This window comes from Janthinobacterium sp. 78, assembly GCF_003096775.1.
Taxonomy (GTDB): domain Bacteria; phylum Pseudomonadota; class Gammaproteobacteria; order Burkholderiales; family Burkholderiaceae_D; genus Janthinobacterium; species Janthinobacterium tructae.
On the sequence record NZ_QENT01000001.1, the window covers coordinates 3,377,405 to 3,403,130 of the forward strand.

General features: G+C 60.5%; 25 protein-coding genes. 19 read left to right on the plus strand and 6 right to left on the minus strand.

Annotated elements, in window-relative coordinates; genetic code table 11:
- The first annotated feature begins 41 nt into the window (after window positions 1-41).
- The 7 genes from C8C92_RS14820 (at window position 42) to C8C92_RS14850 (ending at window position 5,015) form a co-directional block, all read left to right on the plus strand.
- The gene (locus C8C92_RS14820; RefSeq protein WP_099763831.1) at window positions 42-434 is read left to right on the plus strand and encodes a MerR family transcriptional regulator; all 393 of its coding nucleotides are present in this window, start codon (window positions 42-44) and stop codon (window positions 432-434) included.
- Window positions 435-437: 3 nt separating this feature from the next.
- The gene (locus C8C92_RS14825) at window positions 438-1,088 is read left to right on the plus strand and encodes an SMI1/KNR4 family protein (protein ID WP_116744389.1); all 651 of its coding nucleotides are present in this window, start codon (window positions 438-440) and stop codon (window positions 1,086-1,088) included.
- Window positions 1,089-1,200: 112 nt separating this feature from the next.
- Complete coding sequence (locus C8C92_RS14830) at window positions 1,201-1,752, plus strand: DUF4142 domain-containing protein (RefSeq protein ID WP_116744390.1); 552 nt, start codon at window positions 1,201-1,203, stop codon at window positions 1,750-1,752.
- Window positions 1,753-1,855: 103 nt separating this feature from the next.
- Window positions 1,856-2,236: a hypothetical protein gene (locus C8C92_RS14835; protein ID WP_116744391.1), complete on the plus strand. Its 381-nt coding sequence runs from the start codon at window positions 1,856-1,858 to the stop codon at window positions 2,234-2,236.
- 7 nt (window positions 2,237-2,243) lie between these two features.
- On the plus strand, window positions 2,244-2,684 hold the full coding sequence (locus C8C92_RS14840; RefSeq protein ID WP_116744392.1) for a hypothetical protein: 441 nt from the start codon (window positions 2,244-2,246) through the stop codon (window positions 2,682-2,684).
- A 228-nt stretch (window positions 2,685-2,912) separates the two neighbouring features.
- Complete coding sequence (locus tag C8C92_RS14845; protein WP_099763826.1) at window positions 2,913-3,380, plus strand: cache domain-containing protein; 468 nt, start codon at window positions 2,913-2,915, stop codon at window positions 3,378-3,380.
- 84 nt (window positions 3,381-3,464) lie between these two features.
- Window positions 3,465-5,015 carry a methyl-accepting chemotaxis protein gene (locus tag C8C92_RS14850; protein WP_243420220.1) on the plus strand — a complete coding sequence of 517 codons (1,551 nt, stop codon included), beginning with the start codon at window positions 3,465-3,467 and terminating at the stop codon, window positions 5,013-5,015.
- Here C8C92_RS14850 and C8C92_RS14855 read toward each other — a convergent pair.
- Entirely contained in the window at window positions 5,012-6,082 is a 1,071-nt protein-coding gene (locus C8C92_RS14855) for a hypothetical protein (RefSeq protein ID WP_116744394.1), read from the minus strand. The genes C8C92_RS14850 and C8C92_RS14855 overlap by 4 nt on opposite strands.
- Window positions 6,083-6,094: 12 nt before the next feature.
- Complete coding sequence (cadR, locus tag C8C92_RS14860) at window positions 6,095-6,526, minus strand: Cd(II)/Pb(II)-responsive transcriptional regulator (RefSeq protein ID WP_034787498.1); 432 nt, start codon at window positions 6,524-6,526, stop codon at window positions 6,095-6,097.
- Between the two features lie 98 nt (window positions 6,527-6,624).
- On the opposite strand from cadR, the gene C8C92_RS14865 reads away from it, so the two are divergent.
- The 3 genes from C8C92_RS14865 (at window position 6,625) to C8C92_RS14875 (ending at window position 11,628) form a co-directional block, all read left to right on the plus strand.
- Window positions 6,625-8,910 carry a heavy metal translocating P-type ATPase gene (locus tag C8C92_RS14865; RefSeq protein WP_116744395.1) on the plus strand — a complete coding sequence of 762 codons (2,286 nt, stop codon included), beginning with the start codon at window positions 6,625-6,627 and terminating at the stop codon, window positions 8,908-8,910.
- 85 nt (window positions 8,911-8,995) lie between these two features.
- Window positions 8,996-10,456, plus strand: a complete 1,461-nt coding sequence (locus tag C8C92_RS14870; protein ID WP_116744396.1) for an alpha/beta fold hydrolase — start codon at window positions 8,996-8,998, stop codon at window positions 10,454-10,456.
- A gap of 113 nt (window positions 10,457-10,569) precedes the next feature.
- Window positions 10,570-11,628 (plus strand): alpha/beta hydrolase, encoded by a 1,059-nt coding sequence (locus C8C92_RS14875; protein ID WP_116744397.1) that lies wholly within the window; start codon window positions 10,570-10,572, stop codon window positions 11,626-11,628.
- A 4-nt stretch (window positions 11,629-11,632) separates the two neighbouring features.
- Here C8C92_RS14875 and C8C92_RS14880 read toward each other — a convergent pair whose 3' ends face one another.
- Window positions 11,633-13,120 (minus strand): MFS transporter, encoded by a 1,488-nt coding sequence (locus C8C92_RS14880; RefSeq protein WP_279340958.1) that lies wholly within the window; start codon window positions 13,118-13,120, stop codon window positions 11,633-11,635.
- 128 nt (window positions 13,121-13,248) lie between these two features.
- Window positions 13,249-13,833 carry a GNAT family N-acetyltransferase gene (locus tag C8C92_RS14885; protein WP_165829451.1) on the minus strand — a complete coding sequence of 195 codons (585 nt, stop codon included), beginning with the start codon at window positions 13,831-13,833 and terminating at the stop codon, window positions 13,249-13,251.
- Window positions 13,834-13,930: 97 nt separating this feature from the next.
- Between C8C92_RS14885 and C8C92_RS14890 the strand changes: the two genes are divergently transcribed.
- The 3 genes from C8C92_RS14890 (at window position 13,931) to C8C92_RS14905 (ending at window position 17,672) form a co-directional block, all read left to right on the plus strand.
- Window positions 13,931-14,812 (plus strand): LysR family transcriptional regulator, encoded by an 882-nt coding sequence (locus C8C92_RS14890; RefSeq protein ID WP_071078351.1) that lies wholly within the window; start codon window positions 13,931-13,933, stop codon window positions 14,810-14,812.
- Between the two features lie 312 nt (window positions 14,813-15,124).
- On the plus strand, window positions 15,125-16,828 hold the full coding sequence (locus tag C8C92_RS14895) for an AIPR family protein (protein ID WP_116744400.1): 1,704 nt from the start codon (window positions 15,125-15,127) through the stop codon (window positions 16,826-16,828).
- A gap of 385 nt (window positions 16,829-17,213) precedes the next feature.
- Window positions 17,214-17,672 (plus strand): hypothetical protein, encoded by a 459-nt coding sequence (locus C8C92_RS14905; RefSeq protein ID WP_116744401.1) that lies wholly within the window; start codon window positions 17,214-17,216, stop codon window positions 17,670-17,672.
- Between the two features lie 17 nt (window positions 17,673-17,689).
- On the opposite strand, the gene C8C92_RS14910 is transcribed toward C8C92_RS14905, so the two are convergent.
- Window positions 17,690-19,249, minus strand: a complete 1,560-nt coding sequence (locus C8C92_RS14910; RefSeq protein ID WP_116744402.1) for an FAD-dependent oxidoreductase — start codon at window positions 19,247-19,249, stop codon at window positions 17,690-17,692.
- Window positions 19,250-19,325: 76 nt separating this feature from the next.
- Between C8C92_RS14910 and C8C92_RS14915 the strand changes: the two genes are divergently transcribed.
- The 5 genes from C8C92_RS14915 (at window position 19,326) to C8C92_RS14935 (ending at window position 23,906) form a co-directional block, all read left to right on the plus strand.
- The gene (locus C8C92_RS14915; protein WP_243420221.1) at window positions 19,326-20,522 is read left to right on the plus strand and encodes a citrate synthase; all 1,197 of its coding nucleotides are present in this window, start codon (window positions 19,326-19,328) and stop codon (window positions 20,520-20,522) included.
- A gap of 45 nt (window positions 20,523-20,567) precedes the next feature.
- Window positions 20,568-21,092 (plus strand): MarR family winged helix-turn-helix transcriptional regulator, encoded by a 525-nt coding sequence (locus C8C92_RS14920; RefSeq protein WP_116744403.1) that lies wholly within the window; start codon window positions 20,568-20,570, stop codon window positions 21,090-21,092.
- A 73-nt stretch (window positions 21,093-21,165) separates the two neighbouring features.
- Window positions 21,166-21,618: a PaaI family thioesterase gene (locus C8C92_RS14925; protein WP_034748275.1), complete on the plus strand. Its 453-nt coding sequence runs from the start codon at window positions 21,166-21,168 to the stop codon at window positions 21,616-21,618.
- A 223-nt stretch (window positions 21,619-21,841) separates the two neighbouring features.
- Window positions 21,842-22,426: a LysE family translocator gene (locus tag C8C92_RS14930; RefSeq protein ID WP_116744404.1), complete on the plus strand. Its 585-nt coding sequence runs from the start codon at window positions 21,842-21,844 to the stop codon at window positions 22,424-22,426.
- 10 nt (window positions 22,427-22,436) lie between these two features.
- The gene (locus C8C92_RS14935) at window positions 22,437-23,906 is read left to right on the plus strand and encodes a PLP-dependent aminotransferase family protein (protein ID WP_116744405.1); all 1,470 of its coding nucleotides are present in this window, start codon (window positions 22,437-22,439) and stop codon (window positions 23,904-23,906) included.
- A gap of 218 nt (window positions 23,907-24,124) precedes the next feature.
- Here the strand turns inward: C8C92_RS14935 and C8C92_RS27245 are convergent, their stop codons facing one another.
- Window positions 24,125-24,364: a hypothetical protein gene (locus C8C92_RS27245; RefSeq protein ID WP_133250760.1), complete on the minus strand. Its 240-nt coding sequence runs from the start codon at window positions 24,362-24,364 to the stop codon at window positions 24,125-24,127.
- Window positions 24,365-24,628: 264 nt separating this feature from the next.
- Between C8C92_RS27245 and C8C92_RS14945 the strand changes: the two genes are divergently transcribed.
- Window positions 24,629-25,357: an alpha/beta fold hydrolase gene (locus C8C92_RS14945; RefSeq protein ID WP_116744407.1), complete on the plus strand. Its 729-nt coding sequence runs from the start codon at window positions 24,629-24,631 to the stop codon at window positions 25,355-25,357.
- Window positions 25,358-25,726 lie beyond the last annotated feature (369 nt).

A 25,726-nucleotide genomic window follows, 5' to 3' on the forward strand; every position in this document is an offset into this window, starting at 1 on the left:
CTGTAAACTGTGGTCTTTAGTCCACGGTCAATAGAAAAACTATGCGCATCGGAGAAATCACCCGCCTGACGGGCGTCAGCAAGGACACGGTGCGCTTCTACGAGCGCCAGGGGCTGCTGGACGAAGCGCCGCAGCCGGGCATGACGAACAACTATAAAGAGTACTCGGCGCAAGCCTTGCGCCGGATCGAGCTGATCGGCCATGCCAAGGCGCTGGGCTTTACCTTGAAGGAAATCGCCGAAGTCATTGCCGTCTGGCAGGAAAACGCGCTCGATGCGGCCACCAAGCGGATCATGCTGGAAACGAAAATCGCGCAAATCGACGACAAGGCCCGCTCGATGGCCGTGCTGCGCGCCGGTCTCGTCGATGCGCTGGCGAAGGTGGAGACGGGCTGCGAGGATGGCGTCGCGGTCGCAAGAAACTTACAAGGATAATCAATGACTTATTACACGCAATACCGCCATCTGGCGCTCGAGGGCGCCAAGCCTGCCCCCACGGCGCAGCAGATCGTCGCCATCGAAACCTTGCTGGAAGCACCGTTGCCACCCGCCTTCCTGGCTTTCTTGCAAGTGGCCAACGGCGCCTGGTTCGACTACACCACGGATGTGCCAGACGGCAATGGTGGCGTGGAAAAAATGGGTTTCAATACCTTCTTCAGCGCCGACGAGGGCGATTTCTGCGATGAAACCCTGGTCGGCGAGATCCGCGCCGCGCGCCAGCATACGGACATGCCGGCGCGCATCCTGCCCTTCGCCCGCGATGGTGGCAATTCCATGGTCTATCTGGACTTGACGGAAGACGGCGGCGGTCGCGTGCTGGCCTACGTACAGGAGTTGCCGGAGTGGACGGGCAAGCGCGCCCACGGTTTCATCGAGCTGGCGCCCTCCTTCGATGCCTGGCTGGACAGCCTGTATATCGACCGCGACACGGTGCTCGACGAACTCGAACACAGCGTCTCGGAGCCATCCCACCTGGATGCGATGGAAGAATGGCTCGATATCGGCATGCCCGCCTGGCGCCGCGATGCGGGCATCGCCGCCTTGTTTGCGCTGAAACAAGTCGAACTGTGCGCTAACGAACAGGACTAGTCCTACGGGAATCATCGCACGTGTCCTATGGGTGTGCGCAGGCTGCGGGCTTAACATTGCCATCAGCTTGCAGAAAAAACCACGCATGCACTCATGATATGAAAGGAATCCCATGCGCATTTCGACCACCAGTTCACGCACGCCCTCCTTGAAAAGCGTGGCCATCGGCGCCGCCGTGGCGCTCTTGAGCGGCATCGCCATCAACAGCATCGCCGCTGCCGCGCCGGGCGCGTACGACAAGCAATTCCTCGGCAAGGCCGCCGATGCGGGCAGCACGGAAATTGCCGCCAGCAAAGTAGCGCAAAGCAAGAGCAGCAATCCCGAGGTGAAGACATTCGCCGACGCCATGCTTGCCGATCACGCGAAAGTGGCGGACGAGCTGAAACAGCTGGCCAGCAGCAAGCAGATCGAGGTCAGCGACCAGCCCGGCAAGAAGCACCAGGCGCAGATCGACAAGCTGAGCCGCCTGGAAGGCCAGCAATTCGACAAGGAATATGCGGCCAGCATCGGCGTGGCCGCGCACAAGGAGGCCGTGAAACTGTTTACGGATGCCAGCCAGAAAGCCAGCGATCCCGATATCAAGGCTTTTGCCACGAAAACCTTGCCAGCGTTACAACATCACCTGGACATGGCGAACGCGCTGCAAGCGGCATTGGCGAAATAGACCACCATACGCGGGGAAATGCGTGCCGTACGTGCTGTACAGCAAGCATTTCCGCTCTTGACATACAATGCGGCAACTTCGTTTTCGGCCATGCCATGACCTCATGCAGCTACTCAAGAAAACCGGCCTGATCGCCGCCGCCCTCCTGTTCCTCATCTTGCTGGCAGTCTGGCTGTTCATCAAGGTGGCGGCCGCCCGCAACGCCACCGTGTACGCGCAGCAATGGAACGACCAGCGCACGTGCGTGATCAAGACCTTTGTGCCGCACTACGGCAACGGCGTGCCGCACAATATCGTGCGCGCCCTCAGCACTTCCAGCTTCTTCCGCGTGTACCACAAGGATGGCACCTTGCTGGAAAGCACGGAATGGGTGCTGGACATGCATGAAGACGGCATCCTCGACCATGCCCGCTGGGGCCAGAACCGCGCCATCTACCCAACCGACATGGGCTATGAAGGCTGGACCTTGCCCGAATGCGCGTAATCCAGCCATGATGTCGAAAACTAAGCCAACAGGCCTGCGCGGCCCCTGGGTGGACGTGCCGTATGAACCCACGCTGTACCATTTTCTGGGCCCCTTCGACGTGTATGACCGCGAACACACGCTGGGGGTGGAACTGGCCGCCTGGGACATGAACGATCCCGACCAGCGCGCGGCGCTGATACGGCGCGACATCACGGGACAGTACAAGGAACTGGACTACCGCCACCGCCACGCGCAGGTGGCCGTGCTGGCGCAGGCGCTGCAAGATCCCGGTTATGACTTCGGGGTCATCCTCGAGCATGACCCCGAGAGTACCTATGCCCTGCCGATCCGGTGGGATGACATGGCCGACCCGCGCGCCTTCTTTGCCGATATCTACCGCCTGGTGCAGCAAGACTGGCGCGATGACCTGGCGCGCGCGGCTGCGGAAGAGCCATCCGGCTGGTAGCGCAGTGCGGATGCCACACTATCGTATCGATAGTCGGTGACACCGTTTCCCCTCTGGATACTGCTTTTTTTCAATTTGCACGCGGCGTTGCAAAAACGCCCGTCTGAAAAAAATATTTGTTGCACCAGCGCATGTGTGCTGGCATCGCGCTACTATGAATCAACAGCACTTCCCCCACCGTACCGGTTCTCTGCCGGCTTTCCCTGCCGCAATGTGAAGGAGATTTCCATGTCCAAGTTCGCCCCTGCCGTTTGCCTGTCGTTCATGCTTGCCGCCGCCACCCTGCCATCCATCGCCAGCGCGGCCGAAGGCGGCGCCACGCGCCCCGATGCCGAAGCCATGGTCAAGAAAGGCGTGTCCTATATCAAGAGCGCCGGCGACGCCAAGGCGTATGGCGAGATCACGGCCAAGTCGCCGCAATTCATCCTGCACGACCTGTACCTGGTCGTCTACAAGCTCGACGGCACGGTCGTCGCGCATGGCGCCAACCCGAAAATGGTGGGCAAGAACTTGATCGAATTGAAGGATATCGATGGCAAGGCCTTCGTCAAGGAGCGCGTCGATCTGGCCAAGAGCAAGGGCACGTTCTGGCAGGAATACAAATTCACGAATCCGGAAACCAAGAAGATCGAGCCGAAGGTGATGTATTGCGAAAAGCTGGCCGAGACCGTCGTCTGCGGCGGCATCTACCTGTAGCCAGCCGCCGCGCCGCCAGCGCCGGGATGGTACGCCGATCTCTCAACGAATCTCTCAACGAACTTCTCAACGATACGGGCCCGAATGAAAATCGCACAGAAGATGTTGATCGTCCCGGTGGTCGCGCTGGCTTGCCTGCTGGCCATGGGGGCCATGTCCTACTTCGCCATGCAGCAGAACGAGCAGCGCATGCGCGAGCTGAAAGATGTCACCCTGACAGCCGAGCGGCTTGCCAGCCAGCAAGCTATTGCCCTGGGCCAGGTGCATGCCGACGTGTATGCGAAGATTGCCATCGCCGCCAGCCTGACGGACGAGCAGTTCAAGCAATTCGGCGCGCAAACGGATGGCCAGCTGAACGCCATCGCACAAGGGTTGACGGAACTCAAGAAATTCTCGGGTGCCGCCACGGAAGCGGCCCAGGCCCTGCCCGGCGTCGAACGCTACCGGGCCAGCGTGGCGCAGGCGCTGGACCTGGCCTCGATGGATCCGAATACGGGCGTGGCGGCGATGCAAAATGCCGCCGGACACTACCAGCAAGTGCGCGGACAACTGCGCCAGGTATTGCTCAACCTCGACCTTCGCACCGCCGACGCCTTGCAGGAAACAAAAAATGCGGGCCAGCGCGCTGGCTGGCTGTCGCTGGGCACCATGGCCCTCGGCTTTGCCTTGCTGGCCCTGATTGCCACCTGGGTGGCGCGCTCCGTGGTGGGTCCCATCGACGAGGCGTGCTGCGCCGCCGAAAGCCTGGCCGCCGGCGACTTGACCATGCGCATCGATGCCCGTGGTGACGACGAGGTGGGCAAGCTGTCGCGGGCGCTGGCCACCGTGGTGAAAAACTGGAATACCTTATTGGGCGAGATACGCCAGGCCGGCTCCACCATCACGGTGGAAGCGAGTGAAATCGCGCTGGGCAATGCGGACTTGTCGGCCCGCACGGAATCGCAAGCCCATTCCTTGCAGGAAACGGCAACGTCCATGCATGCCTTGACCGATACCGTGCGCGAAAACGCCAGCCATGCGCACCAGGCCAACCAGATGGTGCTGTCGACCTCGAACGTGGCGCTGGAAGGCGGCCGCGTAGTGGGCCAGGTGGTCGAGACGATGGGCTCCATCAAGGCCAGTTCCGGGCGCATCGTCGATATCATCGCCGTCATCGACGGCATTGCCTTCCAGACCAATATTCTCGCCTTGAATGCGGCCGTGGAAGCGGCGCGCGCGGGCGAACAGGGACGCGGCTTTGCCGTCGTCGCCACGGAAGTGCGGGGCCTGGCGCAGCGTTCGGCCACGGCGGCGCGCGAAATCAAGCAGCTGATCGAAGATTCCGTGGCCAGGATAGAAACGGGCAGCGAGCTGGCCGACAGCGCCGGGCGCACCATGGGCGACATCGTCGCCTCCGTCAAGCAAGTGACGGAAATCATGAACGACATCACGGCGGCCAGCCAGCGCCAGAGCAAGGGCATCGAGGAAGTCAACAATGCCATCACGGAAATGGACGAATTGACCCAGCGCAATGCCGCCCTGGTCGAGCAATCGGCCGCCGCCGCGCAAAGCATGCAAGACCAGGCGCATGATTTATTGCGCGTGGTCGACGCCTTCCGCCTGGGTGATGGCGGCCCGCCGTTGCTGCCGCGTTAGTGCCGTTGCGGCAACGCGGCCTTGGCGCAGGCCAGCATTTTATTGCCCGCTTCGGCCAGCGCCGTGTCCGATTCCGCCTGCAAGACGCTGCCCCGGCTGTTCTGATCATCGTAACTGCCCAGCATGGCCGCATACAGCGAGGCCTGATCCTGCACGCTGCGGGAATTGCCGGGCGCGGCAGGCATGCCGATGCTGAAGTAGCTGTACAGGCCGCCTGTTTGTTTCTTGTGGAGCCATTCCATCAATTGCACGATGCGGTACTGTTCCAGCAAACTCAATTCGCTGACATTCACGCTGGACAAGGTGTAATACAGTTCCAATCGGGCCATCCAGTTGCCCTTTGCGCCAGCGGCCACCAGCGCATCCCAGGCGGGGCCTGAGCGCACCTTGCGCACGGCGCGCGGCGCGCCTATCCAGGCGTCAACAGCCGCCTGGTCCGGCACGGGGCCGTAGTAGTCGGGTGCGCGGCAGACGAACTGGCGCGCATCTGGCCCGCCATCCTTGAGCGCGTTGCTCATCTGCGCGGCAATCTTGTCGCCGATGCGCAGCAGGCGCGTGCCATAACTCTCTATGCTCCAGTTCGAAGGCAAGCGACCCAGCCAGGCCAGCGCATCGTCGTTGGCGCGGGCCGCCACGGCATAGGCGGCGATTTTGGCCTGCATCTTGACGTCTTTTTGCTGCTCCGCCAGCTTGAGCGCATCTTGCTCTTCATCATGGCGGCTCGTGGTTTTGGCCAGTTGCATGCATTGCTGGAAGGCGTCAGGCGCACCCTGCCAGCATTCGGCCGGGACCTTCAGCTGCCAGCGCATGCTGACGGTTTTCAAAATATAGTTTTCTTCGCCCTCTTCCCCCTTGACGTAGGCGCGGCCGTCCGCCTTGGTCACGCCCTTGGTCAGCTGCTTGCCGCCAGCCGTGCTCCAGGTATACGGGTCATCGTCTTGCGGCACGCCGGGTACGGCGTACAGGGTCAGGTAGTGGCCGGCAGTGGCAGGCGCATCGGCCGCATGGCTCAGCGGCGACAGCAGGGATAAGGTCAGTAAAGTTTTTTTAGGCAACAGTTTCAGCATGTAACAATCGGTTCAATGAAGTTCGGTATGGCAGGCGCAGTCGTGGCCGCTGGCCGCCTCGGACAGGTTTTGTAAAATCGCGCAGTCTTGCGACGGCTGCGGCTGGTCGCACTGGTGGCGCAAGGTCACCAGTTGCTGCTGCAGGGTTTGCAAATTCGCCATCTGCTCGGCGATGCGCAAGATATGGTGGTCGAGCAACTCATTGACGCTTTGGCAGCCTTCGGCCGGGTTGTTCTTAAATTCCAGCAAGGCGCGGATATCGGTCAAGCCGATCTGCAGCGAGCGGCAATGGCGGATGAATTGCAGCCGTTCCTGGTGTTCTTCGCGGTATTCGCGGTAGCCGGCGCTGTTGCGGCCCGGTTCCTGCAGCAAGCCCGCCTTTTCATAGTAACGCACGGTTTCCACGTCACAATCTGTCCGTTTGGCCAGTTCTCCAATACGCATGGCATCCCCTTTTCATTCTTTCTTGCACATTCCGCTTGACCCTGTAGCGACTACAGGGTTTCTAATGGAAGCATACACCAATCCAGAAGGATGATGCGATGCCACACGATAGCCATAATCACGCGCATGACCACGATCATGAGCACGACCACAAGCATGAGCATGCGCCCAAGGCCGCCAGTTGCTGTTCCAGCCAGCATGCGTGCTCGTCCACGCCTGCCGCCCCGTCCGGCCCAGCGCTGCCCAGCGCCCCCATCGCCGGCGCGAGCACGGCCAAATACCGCATCGCCAACATGGATTGCCCCACGGAAGAACGCCTGATCCGCAACAAGCTGGCCACGATGGCCGGCGTGGTGGGCCTCGATTTCAACCTGATGAACCGCGTGCTCGACGTGCATCACACCCTGCCTACACTGGCTACGGTGGAAGCAGCGCTGCACGGCATCGGCATGCAGGCGATTCCCATGCAGGCGGACGCGGTCGTCGTGCGCGACCCGAATGAGGGCAACCTGAGCAGCCTGCAAAAAGGCTTGCTGGTGGTTTCCGGCCTGGCCGCTGCCGGCGCCGAGGCGCTGGCGTGGACCACGCACGAAGACAGTTCGCCCCTCGTCATCGCCCTGGCCCTGCTGTCGATCGCCACGGGCGGCTGGCCGACCCTGAAAAAGGGCTGGATTGCCCTGAAAACGTTCACCCTGAACATCAACTTCCTGATGAGCCTGGCAGTCTTCGGCGCCATCGCCATCGGCCAGTGGCCGGAAGCGGCCATGGTCATCTTCCTGTTCGCCATTGCCGAGCTGATCGAGGGCTTGTCGCTGAACCGCGCGCGTAACGCCGTGCACAGCCTGATGCAGCTGGCGCCCGACACGGCGACGGTGGCCGACGCCAGTGGCGCCTGGCAGCCAGTACCCGTCGCCACGGTGGCCATCGGCGCGACCATGCGCGTGAAACCGGGCGAGCGCATCGCGCTCGACGGCATCGTGCAAAGCGGCGAGTCGTCCGTCAACCAGGCGCCGATCACGGGCGAAAGCATGCCGGTGGACAAGGCCGTGGGCGACGTCGTGTATGCGGGCACCATCAATGAACGGGGCTTGCTTGACGTCACCGTGACGGCCAACAGCGGCAACAGCACGCTGGCCAAGATCGTCAAGGTGATCGAGGAAACGCAGGGAAAACAGGCGCCCACGCAGCGCTTTGTCGACAATTTTGCGCGCTACTACACGCCCGCCGTGGTCGTGTTTGCCATTCTGGTCGCCGTGCTGCCGCCTTTGCTGCTGGGCCAGCCCTTCATGGCCTGGGTCTACAAGGCCCTGGTGATGCTGGTCATCGCCTGCCCATGTGCGCTGGTCATTTCCACGCCGGTGACGGTGGTCAGCGGCCTGACGGCGGCCGCGCGGCGCGGCATCCTGGTCAAAGGCGGGCAATTCCTGGAAACGGGTTATCGCATCAAGGCCATCGCCGTCGACAAGACGGGCACCTTGACCATGGGCAAACCGGCCGTGACGGACGTGGTGGCCCTGGAAGGCAGCGACCGCGACGCCATCCTGCTGCTGGCCGCCAGCCTGGACGCCAATTCGGCCCACCCTCTTGCCGCCGCCATCGTCAAGGCGGGTCCGCCCGCCGGCAGCCACTTGCCCGTGACCCAGTTTGCCGCCCTGCATGGGCGCGGCGTGCAAGGCAATATCGATGGCCAGACGTATTACCTGGGCAATGCGCGCCTGATGACGGAATTGAAGCTCTTGACGCCGGAGCTGCAAGCCATCCTGGCGCGGCTGGAGCAGCAAGCGTACACGGCCATGGTGCTGGCCAGCCCGGCCGGCGCGCTGGGCGTGATTGCCGTGGCCGACGTGCTGCGTCCAACGGCAGCGGCGGCCATCGCCAGATTGAATGCGCTGGGCGTCACCACCGTGATGCTGACGGGAGATAATTTGCTCACGGCGCAGCGCATCGCGGCCGAGGTGGGCGTCAGCCTGGTCAAGGCGGAATTGCTGCCGGAAAACAAGCTCGATGAAATCAAGGCCTTGCAGCAGCAGTTCGGCGTGGTGGCCATGCTCGGTGACGGCGTCAACGACGCCCCGGCCCTGGCGCAGGCCGACATCGGCTTTGCCATGGGCGCGGCCGGCAGCGACACGGCCATCGAGACGGCAGATGTGGCCTTGATGGATGATGAACTGGGCAAGTTGCCCGAATTCATCAGCCTGAGCCAGCGCACGCGCAGCATCCTCGTGCAAAACATCAGCTTTGCCATCGGCATCAAGGCCGTCTTCTTCGGCCTGGCCCTGGCCGGCATGGCAACCCTGTGGATGGCCGTGTTCGCCGACGTGGGCGCCAGCCTGCTGGTGGTGGCCAACGGGCTGCGCTTGCTGCGCAATAACAAGCAAGCATAGTCCCACTCAGAAATATTTCCATCTGGACAATTGCTGTAAAAAACGCTACTTTGGCGGCTGTTCCCCACCGCCGCCAAAGTAGCCGATGACCTTCCTGCCCCGCCTGACCCGCCTGACCCTGCTGGCCGCTCTGCTGGCTGGCACCTCCCTGCACGCCGAACCGATGTTCTTCACGCCCTGCTCCGATACGGCCGCTCCCGGCAGCCTGTGCTCAGGCTTGAACGTGCCCGGCAGCTACGATGCCCAGGGCCGCGCCGTCGGCGAGGCGGACGCCATGCACGTCTTCGTGCGCAAGTTTGCCGCCGATGTGCCTGCTGGCAAGCCCGCCAAGGGCACTGTGTGGCTGGTGGCGGGCGGCCCCGGCGAATCGGGCGCCTCGTTCTACCGCCTGCTGCCCACCTTGCGCCGCAGCTTTCCCGGCTTTGAATTCATGATCCCCGACCATCGCGGCACGGGCCATTCGTCGCGCCTGTGCAAGGTGGAGGAATCCGAACAAAGTCCCGGCGGCCGCGCGCTGGCGGGCGCCGAATGGGCCAGCTGCTTTACGGGCATCAATCGGATGCCGGAATACGCGGCGCAGTTTTCCATCACCACGGCCGCGCGCGACTTGAAGGCCTTGATCGAAGGCGAACGGAGCACGGGGCACAAGCACACCAAGCCGTCCGTGTATGTATACAGTGTGTCGTACGGCACGCAGCTGGTCTTGCGCACCTTGCAGCTGGGGCCGCTGCCCGTCCAGGGCGTCATTTTTGATTCGCTGGTGCCGCCGCAAACGGATGCGCGCTGGGACTTGAGCCAGCGCTCGCAGGTGGTCAACACGGTCGGCATGCAAGTGCTGGCCCAATGCGACGCGGATGCCGCTTGCCATGCCACATTGGGTGAGCCGGCCGAAACGCTGTACCGCCGCGTGCTGGACAAGGCGCAAGCCGATCCCGTCCTGCTGGCGAAGATCCCCGGCAAGAACCTGAAAAACTTCCTCGGTGGCATGCTCGACGTGCCGGCCGCGCGCGCCCGCATCGCGTATCTGCTGCGCGACCTGGACCAGGGCGGCGAAACGGAACTGGCATCCGTGCGCGCCACGCTGACGCAGGCGGCGGCCGGGCTGGGCAGTTATCCCCAGTCGCCGCTGTCGATTCCGCTGGTCAGCATCATCAGCAATTCGGAAAACAACCTGCAGCCATCGTTGCGCCCTGGCTGGACCGCCGCCGACATCGACCGTGAAGAGGCGGACTTGCTGTTTACCAGTCCCCTGCCGCGTATCCTGCTCGGTGGTGGCTTGCCGACCTACGCGCGCGACGTCTATTTCGGCGCTTTGCCGGCAAAAGTGCCGCCGATGCTGGTGCTGCAGGGAACCATGGACCCGAAAACGCCGTACGCGGGCGCGCAGGCGCAAGTCCAGGCTTTGACGCAGAGCAAGGCCGGCAAGGTGGCCCTGTCGACCGTGCACAACGCGCCGCATTTCATTTTATGGACGGCGCCCGCCTGCTTTGAACAGGCCAGCGCCCGCTTTATTGCCGGCAAGACGGTGCAGGATTGCACATTGTAAGTATTAAACCCCAAGGCAAGGGGTCGGACCCCCAGGGTCCGACCCCAGTTTCTGCTTTCGGGTTGAACGTTTTCCCGATGCCTCGTCGTTATGGAACATTCTGTCAGGATACTATGCGCAAAATCTGTTCAGTACTTTCACTACTGTCCGGCCTGGGGCTTGTCCAGGCAGCCGAACCCGCTTTTTCCGCTGGCACCATCTGCGCCTCGCCCGCGCAGCCCGTGCGCGAACAAGGTTACGTACCCATCAATGGCATCGAGCAATGGATCACGCTCACGGGCGCCGCCTGCGGCAATCCCGTGATCCTCTTCATCCATGGCGGTCCGGGCAATGCCTTGAGTCCTTACGCGGATGCCATCTATGCCGGCTGGGAACGCCACTACACGCTGGTCCAATGGGATCAGCGCGGCGCGGGCATGACGTATGCGAAACAGCGTCCGTCTGACGATGTGCCCTTGACGGTGGAGCAGATGCGTGACGACGGCATCGCCGTGGCCCGCTATATTGCGCAGCATCTGGGCCAGCAAAAAGTCATTTTGATGGGCAGTTCCTGGGGATCGATTCTGGGCGTGCAGATGGCCAAGGTGCGCCCCGACTTGTTCCACGCGTATGTCGGCACGGCGCAGGTGGTCAATGCGCGGGACAATGAGAGCGGCATGTACCGGGAAGTGATGGCGCTGGCGCAGGCGGCCGGCGATACCCCCACGGTGGACAAGCTGACGGCGCTCGGTGCGCCGCCATGGACAGATCCGCGCAACTTCGGCATCTTGCGCCGTTTCGACCGCAAATATGAAGGATTGGCAACGGATGCGCCGCCCAAGCACTGGTGGCAGCCGGCGCCGTTCTACGCCACGCCGCAAGCGCTGGCCGCCGCCGAGGCAGCCGATGACTATTCGTACATCCAGTTCATCGGCCTGCGCGGCGACGGCATGTTTGCCAAGGTTGACCTGCCCGCGCTGGGCACGCGCTTTGACTTGCCCGTGTTTTTCATCATGGGCGAAGCGGACTTGCTGACCTCGCCCGCCATCGCGCGCACGTATTTCGACAGCATCACGGCGCCGTACAAGAGTTTTACCCTGGTGAAACGCGCCGGGCACGACCCCAACCAGGCCGTGCACGACGCCCAATGGACCGTCTTGCGCGAGAAGGTGGCGCCGCTGCTCAAGCGTTGACGGATCAGATCGAGCAGATCGCGCGGCGCGCCCGCAGATGCAAGTGGCGAATCGCCATGGCCGAGACCATCAAAATGCCCGACGCTGTGGCCAGCACGACAATAAACGCCTTGTCGAAGGCCGAACGGGCCAGTTCCGACACTTGCAAGCCCAGTTCGGCCGGCAATTGCTCGGCGGCCAGCAGCGCCGCGTCGAGGGTGTCATGGGCATTCGGCAACAGGCCCGCGCTTTCCGGGATCACCAGGGTGGCGCTGTAGACGGCCGACAGAATCGTGCCCAGCACGGTGACGCCGATGACGGCGCCCAGCTCGTACGATACTTCCTCGATCGAGGCGGCCATGCCGGCTTGCTGCGGCGCCACGTTGAGCATCACGGCGCTCGACGCGGCTGTCATGACGGCGCCCAGGCCCAGGCCCAAAATCACCAGGCTGGCTACTTGCGCCGAGACGGCGGCGTCATGCAGCACCAGATACGAGGCCATGCCGATGCCGGACAGCAGCAGCGAACCCCATAATACCTTGGCCTTGTCGGCGCGCGGCAGCATGAAACCCGTCAACGGACCCGCAAACACGGACGCCAGCGGCAGCGGCAACAGCAGCAAGCCCGCTTCCAGCGGCGACAGTTCTCGCACCAGCTGCATGTGCTGGCTCAGCGCCAGTTCCATGCCGATCAGGGCGGCCGAGGCCACCATGGCGGCAGCGACGGCGCTGGAAAACGGCAGTTCGCGGAACAGGGCGAAGTCGATCAGCGGCTTGGCTTGCCGCTTCTGGCGGCGCACAAATTTGAGCATGAAGAAGGCGCCCACGGCGAACGAGGCGGCGGCCAGTGCATACGAGGGCTGCGACTTGCCCAGCTCCTTGATCGCATACACGCTACCAAGCAGACCCATCATGATTTGCAGCGAACCCTTCAGGTCCCACGGCTTGTCGCGGTTACCGGCCCGTTTCGGCAGGACGACGGCAGCCAGCACCAGGGTCAGCAACACGATGGGCACGTTGATCAGGAAGACGGAACCCCACCAGTAATGTTCCATCAGGAAACCACCGAGCACGGGGCCAAACGCGGCGCCGCCCGAGGCAATCGCCGCCCACACACCGATGGCGAACGAGCGCTCGCGGTTATCGGTAAACGTCAGGCGGATGATGGACAGGGTGGCCGGCATCATCAAGGCGGCGCCGATGGCCAGCAGGATGCGGGCAAAAATCAGCCATTCCGGCGCGGGCGAAAACGCGGCGCACAGCGAGGCGATGCCGAACACGGTCAGGCCGGCGAGGAAAACGGGTTTGTGGCTCAAGCGGTCACCGAGGGTGCCGAGGCCGGGCAGCAGGCCGGAGACGACCAGCGCGTACACGTTGATGATCCACAGTTTTTGTGAGGAAGTAGCCTGCAAGTCGCGCGTCAGCGCGGGCAAAGCGGTGTAGAGCACGGTCATGTCGACCACGATCAGGAATAAGGCGCTGGAGACGATGGCCAGCGTCAGCCATTTTTTCATTGGATGCATAAACAACTCATGGATTTTAGTGTAACTTTTAACAACTATCGGTTTGGATAAATCTGGTGCTGCGCAAATATTTACGTTCCAGGCTGCTACGGGCCTGGCCTTGTCGGGGGCGGCGGGCGTCAGCCACGGTCGCCATCCTTGTCATCCACCGCGGCGGACACGGCAACTGTGTCGAGTTCGCGCAGCATGACGACGGACACTTGCTTGAAACCGCGGCCCTGGAAGAATTGTTGCGCCGTCAGGTTGTGCGCGCCGCATTCGAGGAACAAACGGGCGATGCCGTGGTTGCGCAGCTCGTCGGCCACCCACTCCACCAGCTGGCTGCCGATGCCGCTGCCGCGCACGGAGGGCAGCAAGACCAGGTCGTCCAGCGCGGCGAACGATTTCGAGGCGCGCTGGCGCGTGTCGATGGAAACGAGGGCCATGCCGACGATATCGTCGCCGGAAGTAGCGACAGCCAGCAGGGTCGAATCGCCATGCGCCCAGTCATGCGACAGGGCGGCGCGGATTTCGCTGCGTATCACCTCAGGCAAGTCCGCGCGCCAGTTGCCTGGCGCATCGGCGCGTTCGCCCTGCAGCTCAGAATGGGAGATATAGTCGGCGCTGACGTTATCAAGATATAACTTGCACAGCGCATCTTCGGCGCTGGCGTCGTGACACCAGTCAAAGCTGATGGAGGGGGAATTGGCTTGGGCGTTTTTCATGGCGGATCTCATGTTATTGAATTAGTAAAGGCATTTTATGTCGCCCCTGAATGGCATTCAAGTTAAAATCCATCTGCAAAACAGATAGGTGGATGCCATGCAATGGACTTTGGAACAAATGCGCTACTTTGAAGCGGCCGTCGCGGCCGGTTCTTTCTCGGGCGCGGCGCGCCGGCTGGGCCGCGCGCAATCGGTGGTCAGCACCTCGATCGGTCTGCTGGAAGCGGAATTCGGCGTGGAACTGTTCGACCGCTCACGCCGCAGCGCCGTGCTGACGGAAGCGGGCAAGGTGATGCACCTGGAAGCGTGCGAATTACTGCGCCAGGCCGAGCGCTTGCAACTGCGCGCCCAACTGCTGAGCGAAGCGCCCGAAGCCCAGCTGACCCTGGCACTGGACGAAGCCCTGCCCTACCTGGCCATCAGCAAGCTGGTCAAGGAACTGGCGGCGCGCTACCCGGCGCTGGAACTGGTGATGCTCAACGCCACGGCCTCGGAAGTGGCGCAATACGTGGAGCAGCAGCAAGCCGACGTGGCTTTTCACTTCGACCGCGGCCCCATCTCGCCCGTGCTGGAACAGCAGCACATCGGCAGCGTGGCGCAAGGCGTGTTCGTGGCCAAAGGCCACCCGATGGCGCACGGCCAGGAAGTGAGCCGCAACGAGCTGACCCGCTACCGCCAGCTGATCATGGATTCCGACCTGAACCGCGAACACGCCTTCAGCCCCGCCGTCTGGTTTTCCGACAGTTTTTACAGTATTGCCGAAATGGTCGCGGACGAGCTGGGTTGGGCGATTTTGCCGCTGAATATCGCCAATTACGATAACTACAAAGGGTATTTGCAGGAAGTGCCCTGCCCGGCGCTGGCCTTGTCGCGCTTGCCGGTGCGGCGGCTGTCGATCCACGGGAAGAAACTGAGCGAGACGAGTTTGTGGCTGACGACCAGGCTGGCGGAGTTGTTGCTGGATGGGCCGAGGGGGTGATGGCACTTAAGGAATTGCAAAAAAATGTATATGCCGTGGGATTCTAAGTTTAAAGGGAACATAAAGGAAGTGAGTTTATCAGGTATAAGGCTTGTTTTTTTATTCACAACTATCCTCTTACCTGGAACTATGGTCCACAAGCGTAGGCGGGAAATTCAGGAATTCACTACGGTACTTGGCGGCCTTGTTTTATAGGATGACTGTCACTTATTTTTTGTTATATGTTCAAGTTCGTGTATCATGCATTTTTTGGAAGTGCAATTTAAGCAACTTGATGTTTTTTAAAATCGAACCACTCAAATATAGAAGAATATGGACAAAATAACGAAGTCGCTTCTGGATACGTTTTCAGTGCAGAATGAAATTAAGAAATCAGACGAAAGTGTTCAGTTTGAACATTTTTGCAATTATTCAATTGTATCGAAATTAAATAGATCAAGTTTTGAATTGGATGACATACATACAGGTAGTGGTGGTGATTGTGCTATTGATGGTTTGTGCTTGATTGTTAATGGAAAGATAATTACCGATTCAGATGAATTGAAAGAGGTCGTTGAGGGACCTGGTCATTTGGATGCCGATATTATATTCATTCAATCAAAAACAACTTCGTCATTTAATGGATCAGATATCGGATCTTTTATACACGGCGTCAAAGACTTTCTTTCGGACGATCCAAGATTAGTCCAGAATGATAAAATCCGCCATGTTAAAACGTTGTGGGATAGCGTCATTTCCATGTCTTCCTACATGGTGAACCGACGTCCTCATTGTCGCCTCTTTTATGTTTGCACCGGTGTCTGGGTTGGGGATCAAAATCTTCAAGCAGTTATAGATAGTGGAAAAGAAGAAATTAAAAGCATTGGATTGTTTGATGATGTAAATATTTCCCCAAGTGGGGCAACTGAGATACAGAAAATGTATCACGAAACAAAAAATAAGTTATCCACAACAATTACGTTTTTGAATAGAATAACTTTACCAGATATAGATGGAGTAAAGGAAGCATATTTGGGAGTACTGCCATTTCAAGAGTTTGTTAAATTAATTCAAGATGAAAACAAAACAATCCACAGTATCTTTGATGACAATGTTAGAGATTTCCAGGGCGACAATCCAGTAAATAAGAAAATAAAGAATACTCTGGAAAATGCGAAATTTGACCTGTTTTGCGTCTTAAATAATGGCGTAACAGTGGTTGCTTCAACTATAACGCCTGCAGGAAATCGTTTTACGTTACGAGACTATCAAGTCGTGAATGGATGTCAGACAAGCAATGTTTTGCACGATTGTCAAAAAATTCCTGGAATAGATGGCGTCAATGTCCCAATAAAAATAATTGTCACGGAAAATGATGACATAAAAACTGAAATTACAATCGCCACCAATAGTCAGACAGAAGTTCGTACCGAACAATTGGAGGCGCTAAGCATATTTCAAAAGCGACTTGAGTTATATTTTGCTGCAGAGAAAAATAAAATTAGACTTTACTATGAGCGGCGCTCGCAGCAGTACAATTCATTGCCTGATGTGAAAAGAACGCAAATAATTTCCATACCAATTCAGATAAAATCATTCGCATCATTATTCCTTGACTCTCCACACCTCGTTTCCGGATATTATGGAACTATCGTCAACAGATTCAAAGGATCAATTTTTGCGGAAGAGCATAAGTTTTTGCCTTATTTTGTAAGTTCATTATGTTACTTTAGAATTGAGCAATTTTTTAGAAGTGGCGAGCTGTCGGCTGATTTCAAAAAAGCGCGCTTTCATATAATGATGATTGTAAAAATAATTGAAATGGGGAAAATTAAAAACCCATTAAATAGCAACAAAATCGAGAAGCAGTGTGAGGAATTTAAAAAAGTACTTCTCGATGATGAGCGGGCCTTGGAATCATTCCGGAGGGCCGCACAGTTATTTCAGAATTCTGGAATCGATATGACAAGGCGACAATATAAATCTGAATCTGATACTGAACTTCTAATAAAATACGTTAATTCGATGATTGACTAATTTCTACTAAGTAATTCATTAAATCGAAAACTACGATAGTTATCCAAGCTATTAATTCGACGGCATGGCGGCATCATTACACTATACAAGTTCATTGATGTCGACTACAGGAGCACGAAGAACATCAGGCGCTCCCTGTTAGGCCAGTTCGGTCCCGAATTCATGCGGTCCCGAAGTAAAACTTGACCGTAATTTCATGGCTTGGATACGCGACGGCGCGGTTAAAACCATGGAGATGTCGCGAATGAGTGGATGCGGCGGCATGGGCAGACTAGTTAAATACCGGTTGGCAGGAAATTCGATGGGTAAGCCTATGCAGGCCATGCGTTACTAAAGCATGCACATGCGTAGAAAAGAAAATATGAACAAGCACTGAAAGCTTTACATGATTCACTCAACCGCCATCAACAACTGGCTCGCCATGGCAAAAGACGATGCCGTGGAAATCGATCCCGATGACATCAATCACGAAGCGATGACCAATATGTGGAGCTTCTCGCCCACGGACGAGGAAACGCCGCAGATTCATGCGGCCGATATCGTTGAGTTCATCGGTGAAGTGATCGCGGCGCGGCGCATCGCGCTCGTTGGCGAGGCTATGCTGTTGTATTGCTGGCACGATGCGCAATGCCGCCAGCTACGGTTCAGCCTGGTGTCGCGCTCGCATGGGCGGTTGCCGTTTCGCTGCGCGCTGCGCGAAACGCAGGATTTATCTTTGATCGCCGAGCGCGTGGTAAACGGCGACTGGCGCAACGAGCATTATATGCAGGCCCCGTCGGAAGCAGGCGATGAGCAGGAGGAAGTGCCATTCGTCCTGCCCGTGTTTGTCGTGCCTGTGCCGTAGGAATCAGCACGCCACAATCAGGCCTGGAAGCGCGCGGGCCGGCAAGCCGCCAGGGCTGACGCTGGCTCGCCATCGACGATTTCCCCGCTGGCCAGCTGGCCCACGATGGCCGCCAGCACCACGCCCGGATGCATGGCGCACACGTACGCGCCTTCCACCTGCGGCAAGTAGCCGATGACGGGCACGCCGTCCAAGGGCATGGGACGCAGGCCGATGCAGGCGAATGCCGGCGCAATGGCGTCGGCGCCCGCAAGTTCTTCCCGGATCGCGCTGGCCGTGCGTTGCGCCATGGCGGCGGGCTGGTTGTCCGGCGCGTCGTCCAGATAGTCTTCCGCTGCCAGCATGGTGCCATCCTCGGCTTGCCGCACTTCCATTGCATGGCTGGAAATGATGCCGCGCACCAGGCCGGGTGGCGCCTGGTAGCGCAGGAAGATGGCGGGCGACGCGTGGATGGGCAGGCTGGCGCCCAGTTTCTGCGCCAGCGCAGCAGTTCCCGTGCCTGCTGCCAGCACGACCAGATCGGCCTCGATGACGCCCGTGGCCGTTGTCACGCCCGTCACCAGCGCGTCCCGGACGACAAAACCCAGCACGGGCGTGTGCGTGCGGACGGTCGCACCGAGCGCCCGGGCCGCTGCCAGCAAGGCGTGCGTGGCGGCGACGGCGTCGAGGGCGCCCTGCTCCGGCTCGTGGACGGCCTGTTGCGGCGGCTGCCGCAGCTGCGGTTCAAGCTGGGCGATGCGCGTGCGGTGTATCAAACTGGATGACGAAGACACCCGCCCATCCTGCGTGCCATACGACAAGGCGCCGTGCCAGCGCAGCGTCAGGCCGGGTACTTGCGTTTCCAGCTGGCGCCAGGCCGCAATGGCGCCGCCGCGCAGGGCCGCAATGGGGTCAATCCCCGCGCAAGACGTGTTAATCCACGCAAACGAGGTGCCCGTCACGCCGGATGCGATGCCGCCCGCCTCGACGACGGTGACTTTTGCACCCTTGCTGGCCAGGTGGTAGGCCAGCGACGCGCCGACGATGCCGGCGCCGATGACGACGATGCGCTGGGGAGCTGCCCGCAGCTCCAGCTTGTAGACATGGCCATCGACAACGTTGCCTGCCACGATGGCGATATCGGGCACGGGCAATCCCTGCACGAAACCGCAGCGCTCCAGCACGCGGATCGACGCCGCATTGCCGTCGATGGCGCAGGCGCACAGGCGTTGCAGCTGCCACTCGTCTTGCGCCAGCGCGATCAAGTGGTGCAGCGCGGCCGTGGCCAGGCCCTTGCCCGCCTGCTGCTCGCCGATGCGGTAGCCGACTTCGGCCACGCCTTGCTGCCGGTCAATGTCCTTCAGGTTGGCGCGCCCGATCAATTCTCCGTGTTCGCCCACGATGACGCAGGGGTGCATGCGGCCCTGTGCGTGCTCGTCCAGGAACTGCGCGACGTGCGCGTGGACGCCGTCAATGCTGTAAAAATCGTCCGGGCGCCGGTCGATATGGCGCTCGAACCAGGCCCGGTTGGCTTGTTCGAAGGCCAGCAAGGGTGCTGCGTCGGCGGGGCGCAGGGTGCGTATGGTGTGTGTGCTCATGCAGACTCCTGGAAAGGCATGAGTCTAGTGACACGCCACCCGGCCCGTCAATCTTGATTCCATCAATCAATATAAAGTGACAACCGCTACAATGGCCGCCATGAACAACGATCTGTCCGCTCCTGACGCGGCGCGCCTCCTGGGCGTCAGCCTGCCCACCCTGTATTCCTACGTGAGCCGGGGCTTGCTGGCCTCCGTCAGCAACGGGCAATCGCGCCGCAAGCGCTACCCGCAGGAAGACGTGCTGCGCCTGGCGGCACGCAAGAACGACGCCAAACGGGGCGGCCAGACGGCCACGGCCGCCATGCACTGGGGCTTGCCCGTGCTGGAGACGCGGATTTCCCAGATTCTCGATGGCCGATTGCTGTACCGCGGCTGCGAGGCGACTACATTGACCGAGTCCGCGACGCTGGAAGCGGCCGCCAGCCTGTTTTGGGACGATGGCGCGGGCGACTATTTCCGGCAGGATGCGCCTGCCCTTCCGCAGGGATTGTCCAGTGCGCCCGATGCGCCGCCGCTGGCGCGCGCCATGCTGGCCATGGCCATGCTGGCGCCAGCGGACATTGCGCACTCGCTGCAGTCCGGTCCCGCCTTGATACGCCTGCTGGCCGCCGCCCTGCTGCAGACGGCGCCGTCCGCCCTGCCGCTGCACCGGCAGTTGGCCCAGGCGTGGCAAGCCGATGCGGAGCAAACTGAACTGCTGCGCGCGGCGCTGGTGTTGCTGGCCGACCATGAATTGAACACGTCGACCTTTGCCGTGCGCTGCGTCGCTTCGACGGGCGCCAGCCTGGCCGCCGCATTGGGCGCGGGCTTGGCAGCCTTGTCCGGCGACAAACACGGTGGCGGCAGTGCGGCGGCGCGACGCATGTTGACGCAGGCGCTGGCCGCGCCAGACGCCAAGGATGCCATCGGCGCCTTTTACAAGACCATCGCGCCGGAATTCGCCGGCTTTGGCCATCCGCTGTATCCAGGCGGCGATCCGCGCGCCGCGTATCTGCTGGGAATTCTGTCGACGCTGGCGCACGAGAACCCGCAGCTGGACGCCATCCTGGCCGTGTGCACGGCGGCAGGCGAGTTGCTCGATGCCAAGCCAAATGCCGACCTGGCACTGGCCGCCATGGAGCTGGCGTTTGATTGGCCCGAGGGCGCGGGCATGAGCGTGTTTGCGCTGGCCCGCTCGGCCGGCTGGATCGCGCATGCGGCCGAGCAAGCCGCCAGCGCAGCGCTGATCCGTCCGCGCGCCCGCTACATCGGACGCCACCAGCGCGACTGAAAATAGTCGCTTGATTTATTACGCATACGTAGTAGTATACTCCGCATGCGTACCAATACCTCCCCCCAATCCGGCCTCCCCGATGCCGCTGCCTGCCCGCTGGGCGAGCGTTCGCCACGGCTGTTCAACCTGCTCAACCTGGCGCGCCAGAACCTGTTCCGCTCGGCCGACGCCGTGTTTACCAGCGAACTGGGATTTTCCGGCACGCAAGTCGTCGCCCTGTTCGCCCTGAAGGGCGAGGAAGGCTGCCAATTGAAAGATCTGGGGCGATTGTTGCAACTGAAAAACTCGGCCGTGACGGGGCTGGTGGCGCGCATGGAAGAAAACGGCCTGATCGTGCGCGGCCAGTCGGCGCTCGACGCGCGCGCCGGCACCTTGCACCTGTCGCCCAGGGGCGGCGAGGTGCTGGCCGCCGCCCTGCCCCTGCTCGACAGCCTGAATGCACAACTGAAGCAAGGTTTCAGCGAGGAAGAACTGGCCGTCGTCGCCCGCTTCCTGTTACACGCCTCGCGCCTGCGTTTTGCGCAAGATCAAGCCAACCCACAGACAAAAGCCGGGGTCAGACCCTGAGGGTCTGACCCCGGTCATTGCCGTTGGGTTAAGCATTTCCATACCCTTTTTTCTAACCCACAGGAGTTACCCCATGCACCCCAACGACATGACCGGCTTGCAACTGATGCAAGCTTTCGCGCAAGGCCTGTTTCCCCGGCCCGGCATTTCCAAAACCATGCCCATGGACGCGCACACGGTCGAGCATGGCCGCGTGATCTTCACGGCCACGGCGAATGAAACGCACACCAATCCCATGGGCGGCGTGCATGGCGGTTTCGCCGCCACCGTGCTCGACACGGTCACGGGTTGCGCCACGCACACGGTCTTGCCGGCCGGCGAAAGCTACGGCACGACGGACCTGAACATCAAAATGTGCCGTCCCCTGCCCTTCAACGTGACGGTCTACGCCGAAGGCAAGGTCATCAATGCGGGCCGCAACCTGGTCATTTCCGAAGGCACGATCCGCGACGAGGCCGGTAAAGTGTACGCGCACGCGACCGCCACCTGCATGATCATCCGCCCCCGGGAGCAAGCGGCCGCCTGATACGGCCCGGCACCTCTCCCTGATCCGGGGCGGGGACGTTGACGCGCTGTATGCCGCCGCCCTGTGAGATCGTGCGCGTGGCGGGGCGGGGCGAAGCGGCCGGTATCCCCCTGTAGCAGTCGTCCGACTGATACAGCATGTGCCTGTACGTGGCGCCTTGTGTCTTGTCCCTGCCGTGCCGCGCTTCTAGACTGGGGCCTTCTCCACGCTGCGACTGCCTGCCATGACCGACCTCCTGCCCCTGATGAGCTATTGCTTTGTGATGTCCGCCACGCCCGGGCCGAATAACGTCATGCTGGCCACCACCGGCGCCAATTTCGGCTATCGCGGCGCGCTGCCGGTCATCCTCGGCATCCAGGCCGGCATCTTTGTACAGACCATGCTCATGTGCGTGGGGCTGGGCAGCGTGTTCGTCGCGTACCCGATGGCGCAGCAGGTACTGCGGATCGCGGGTGCGCTGTACCTGATGTTTTTGGCCTGGAAGCTGGCCGGCGCCTCGGTGGCGGGAAGCAGTGCACCGAAGGCCGTATCGTTTGCGCAGGCGGCGCTATTTCAGGCGCTGAACCCGAAGAGCTGGCTCAAGGCGATCACCATGGCGTCCGTCTTCATGCCTGCGCACAGCAACATGCTCGCCAGCGCGCTGCTGGTGTCCGTGATCGGCACCGTGGTGGGCATGCCGTGCAACGCCATGTGGGCGCTGTTCGGCGTGTCGATCCGCAGCGTGCTGAAAGCGCCCCGCAACCAGCGCATCTTCAATCTGGCGATGGGCGCCATCCTGCTGGTCCTCGCCGTGATGTTTTTACGTTAAACTCCGGCCCATGTTCGCCATCGACCGCTCCTCCCCCATCGCCCTGTTCAAGCAGATCGAGGCCGCATTGCGCCAGCAGATCGCGCAACGCGTCCTGCCTGGCGGGACCAGGCTGCCGTCGATCCGCCAGCTCGCCACGCAGCTCGCGGTCAGCACCAACACCGTGGTGGTGGCGTATGACAGGCTGGTGGCCGCCGGCGTCATCGATACGCACGGTACGACAGGCTTCTTCGTCTGCGCGCCAATGGACGCCAGCCGCGCCATTCCCGACGAGGTGGCGCTGGAAGCGGGCCAGGAGCAGGAGCCGGTCTGGCTGAGCCAGCAAGTGAACGACCAGCGCCCGGGCGTGCTGCTGGCCAGCAGCGGCGCCCTGCCGCCCACCTGGCTGCAGGACGCGCTGCCGGCGGCGGCCGTGCAACGTGGGCTGGCGCGCAGCGCGGCCGGCATGGCCTCGCGCTGTCCGCCGCAAGGGCTGGCCGAACTGCGCGAGCAGATCGCGCTGCTGTTGCGCGGCATCGGCATCGCTGCGGACGCCAGCCACATCCTCACCACGTTCGGCGGCACCCATGCCATCGATCTGATCTGCCGCACTTTCCTGCAGCCCGGCGATACGGTGCTGGTGGAAGACCCCGGATACTTCTTGATGTTCGGCCGGCTGCGCCAGGACGGCGTGCGCCTGGTACCGATCCAGCGCCGCCCCGATGGCCTCGACCTGGACGAGCTGGAAGCGGCCTGCCGCGTGCACCGTCCGCGCCTGCTGTTCATGCAGACGGCCTTGCACAATCCCACCGGGTGGAGCAGCAGCGCCGCCAACCTGCACAAGGTGCTGATCATGGCGCAGCAGTACGGCTTCCTGATCGCCGAAGATGACGTGCACGGCCATTTCCAGCCGGGCCACAGCACGCGGCTGGCGTCGCTGTCCGGACTCGACGGCGTGATTTACTACTCCAGCCTGTGCAAGGCGCTGAGCCCGGCCCTGCGCATGGGCTACCTGGCCGCAGCGCCCGCCCTGCTCAAGCTGCTGATGCGCACCAAGATCCATTCGATCATGACGTTGCCGGCGCTGAACGAATACGTGTTGCTGGAAGTGCTCAAGGCCGGCAACCTGCGCAAGCACCTGGAGCGGCTGCAACGCAAGATCATGGTGGCGCGCAACGCCAGTACGCGGCAACTGAGCGCGGCTGGCGTGCTGTTCGAGCAGCCCGGCGACGCAGGCATTTTCCTGTGGGGCAGCATGCCCGAAGGGCTGGACGTGGACTTGCTGGTGCAGGACGCCTACCGCAACAAGATCCTGCTGATGCGCGGCGCCGCGTTCTCGGCCAACGACACACCCGACCAGCACATCCGCTTCAACGTCGCCTTCAGCCAGCATCCGCGCGTGAGTGCCTACCTGGAAGAACGCCTGCGCGCGGTGGCTGGCGCGCGCTCCAGCCTGGCCCGCGCCAGCGCCGCCGCCAGCATCGCGCGCAAGGATGCTTAGCAGGATTTGTTGTCCTCGGATTCCTGGCAGGCATTGCCTTCGATAGGCATGTCTCATGCGGTTGAGGTCGTTGCAAAGACCAACATTTGTCGCATTCTATCTGCTTCTCATGGCAGTATTGACCTGCTTGCTCTACAAGCAGCAACACCCATGATTTTCAAGCTCAATGCTTTTTTGGGGGCCGCCTCAAGCTGGGGCATGGTGCCGAGGATGGCTCTTTATATAGCTAGCTCGGCGGCGTGCTGCCCGCGCACCGCCTGCTGGATCGCCAGGAAGCACGGGGCGCTGAAGACGGTTTTTCCGCCTTCACAGTGAAATCGATGCACCGCTATTCCGCCAAGCTGCGCTTGCTGATCCGCAATGGCCATCGGATAGGTGCCGTGGAACACTTTAGCAACCCAGCCAGGGAGCGCATTCACTTCATCAATCCCTTGGATTAACGTGCATTGCAAAGCCACTCGCCTGCCTTCTTATTGCCAAAGAAGTAACAGCACCATACACTGAAGCATTCAGGACGTCCGTTATCGGCTGCGGATTCAATCGGTGGTCGTTCCGCAAAGGCTGCCGGCTGAGTTCGGCCAAAAGCAGACCTATTGCGAGGCTACGCCTTAACTCGTCATGTAGTCGTTACATCGCATTCTCATTGTTCGTTGTTCGACTTCAGAGATAATCATCAGTAAGCCCAGATTCAGCAGCCTCCAAACGTAGCAAGAAAGGTTTCAATGCGCCGTCTCGTCACCTTAATTCCCCTGATGTTTTGCACGCCTATGGCCTTTGCTGCCGTACCAGTGAATATTCACGTTCCACCTAATGTGCAAGCGTGCACTCGTGCGCAACCATGTCCAGTTGCAATCCTTAGCCCAGGATATGGGCTTTCCGGTTCAGACTACTCATTCGTCACACAAAATCTCAACCGAATGGGTTACTTGGTTGTCGCGTTGCAAGATAGCTCCGGCGGCATAGAGTTAGATCGAGACGCGCCGATTACGAAACAACTACAGGCGATGGCCCGCGTAGCTTCACGGTCGATCTCCACCGTGATCGACGGGAACGCAGTACGCTATCCTCAGTTCGATTGGCGACACTTGCTTCTCGTCGGGCACTCCCTTGGTGGCGACAGTTCGGCTCAGTTTGCCGCTGACAACCCGAGCCGGGTCTCCAGCTTTATCAGCCTCGACAGCCGTCGGGTCGCATTGCCCCGCTCAGCTGGTATCCACGTCCTGACAATTCGTGCCAGTGACACCACTGCCGACCCCGGTGTACTGCCGAATAAGAAGGAGCGCGGCCACTACGGTACATGCGTGGTCCACATCAAAGGCTCGCGCCACAAGGATATGCAAGATGCTGGTAGTGAACAATTGAAGGCCAAAATTGTATCCGCTATCGATGCTTTCCTCGCTCCAGCGCAGCACCCTAAATACGCTTGCGACCGAGACTCAAAACTCGAATAATGTTCAGGCGATCATTTTGATATTGCAAAGTCCGCTACGGGCCGGAATCTGCCGATGACGGCAACCGACCAGAAGCGGCGATTCGCGGTAGCGTGACAATTTGTGAGTTTTTCTGCTTAGCAATCCGCTATGCTCTTGTTTAGCTACCGGCCAAAACCGGTCGCCGGCCGTTGTACTGATAATGCGGGCATTTTCCGCGCGGAAAATTTGCTATTGTTGACTGCAAGGAACGGGCGCTCTACTAATAAACTACGTAAGCATTGCTTGCATTGTTGCACTGGGGTACTTTTTAATAAATGTGCGGCAAGGCGCTGAGACTTGTGCCTGTAATCCTAGTGCAAAATTTCCTGAATATTTTTTTAAAAGATT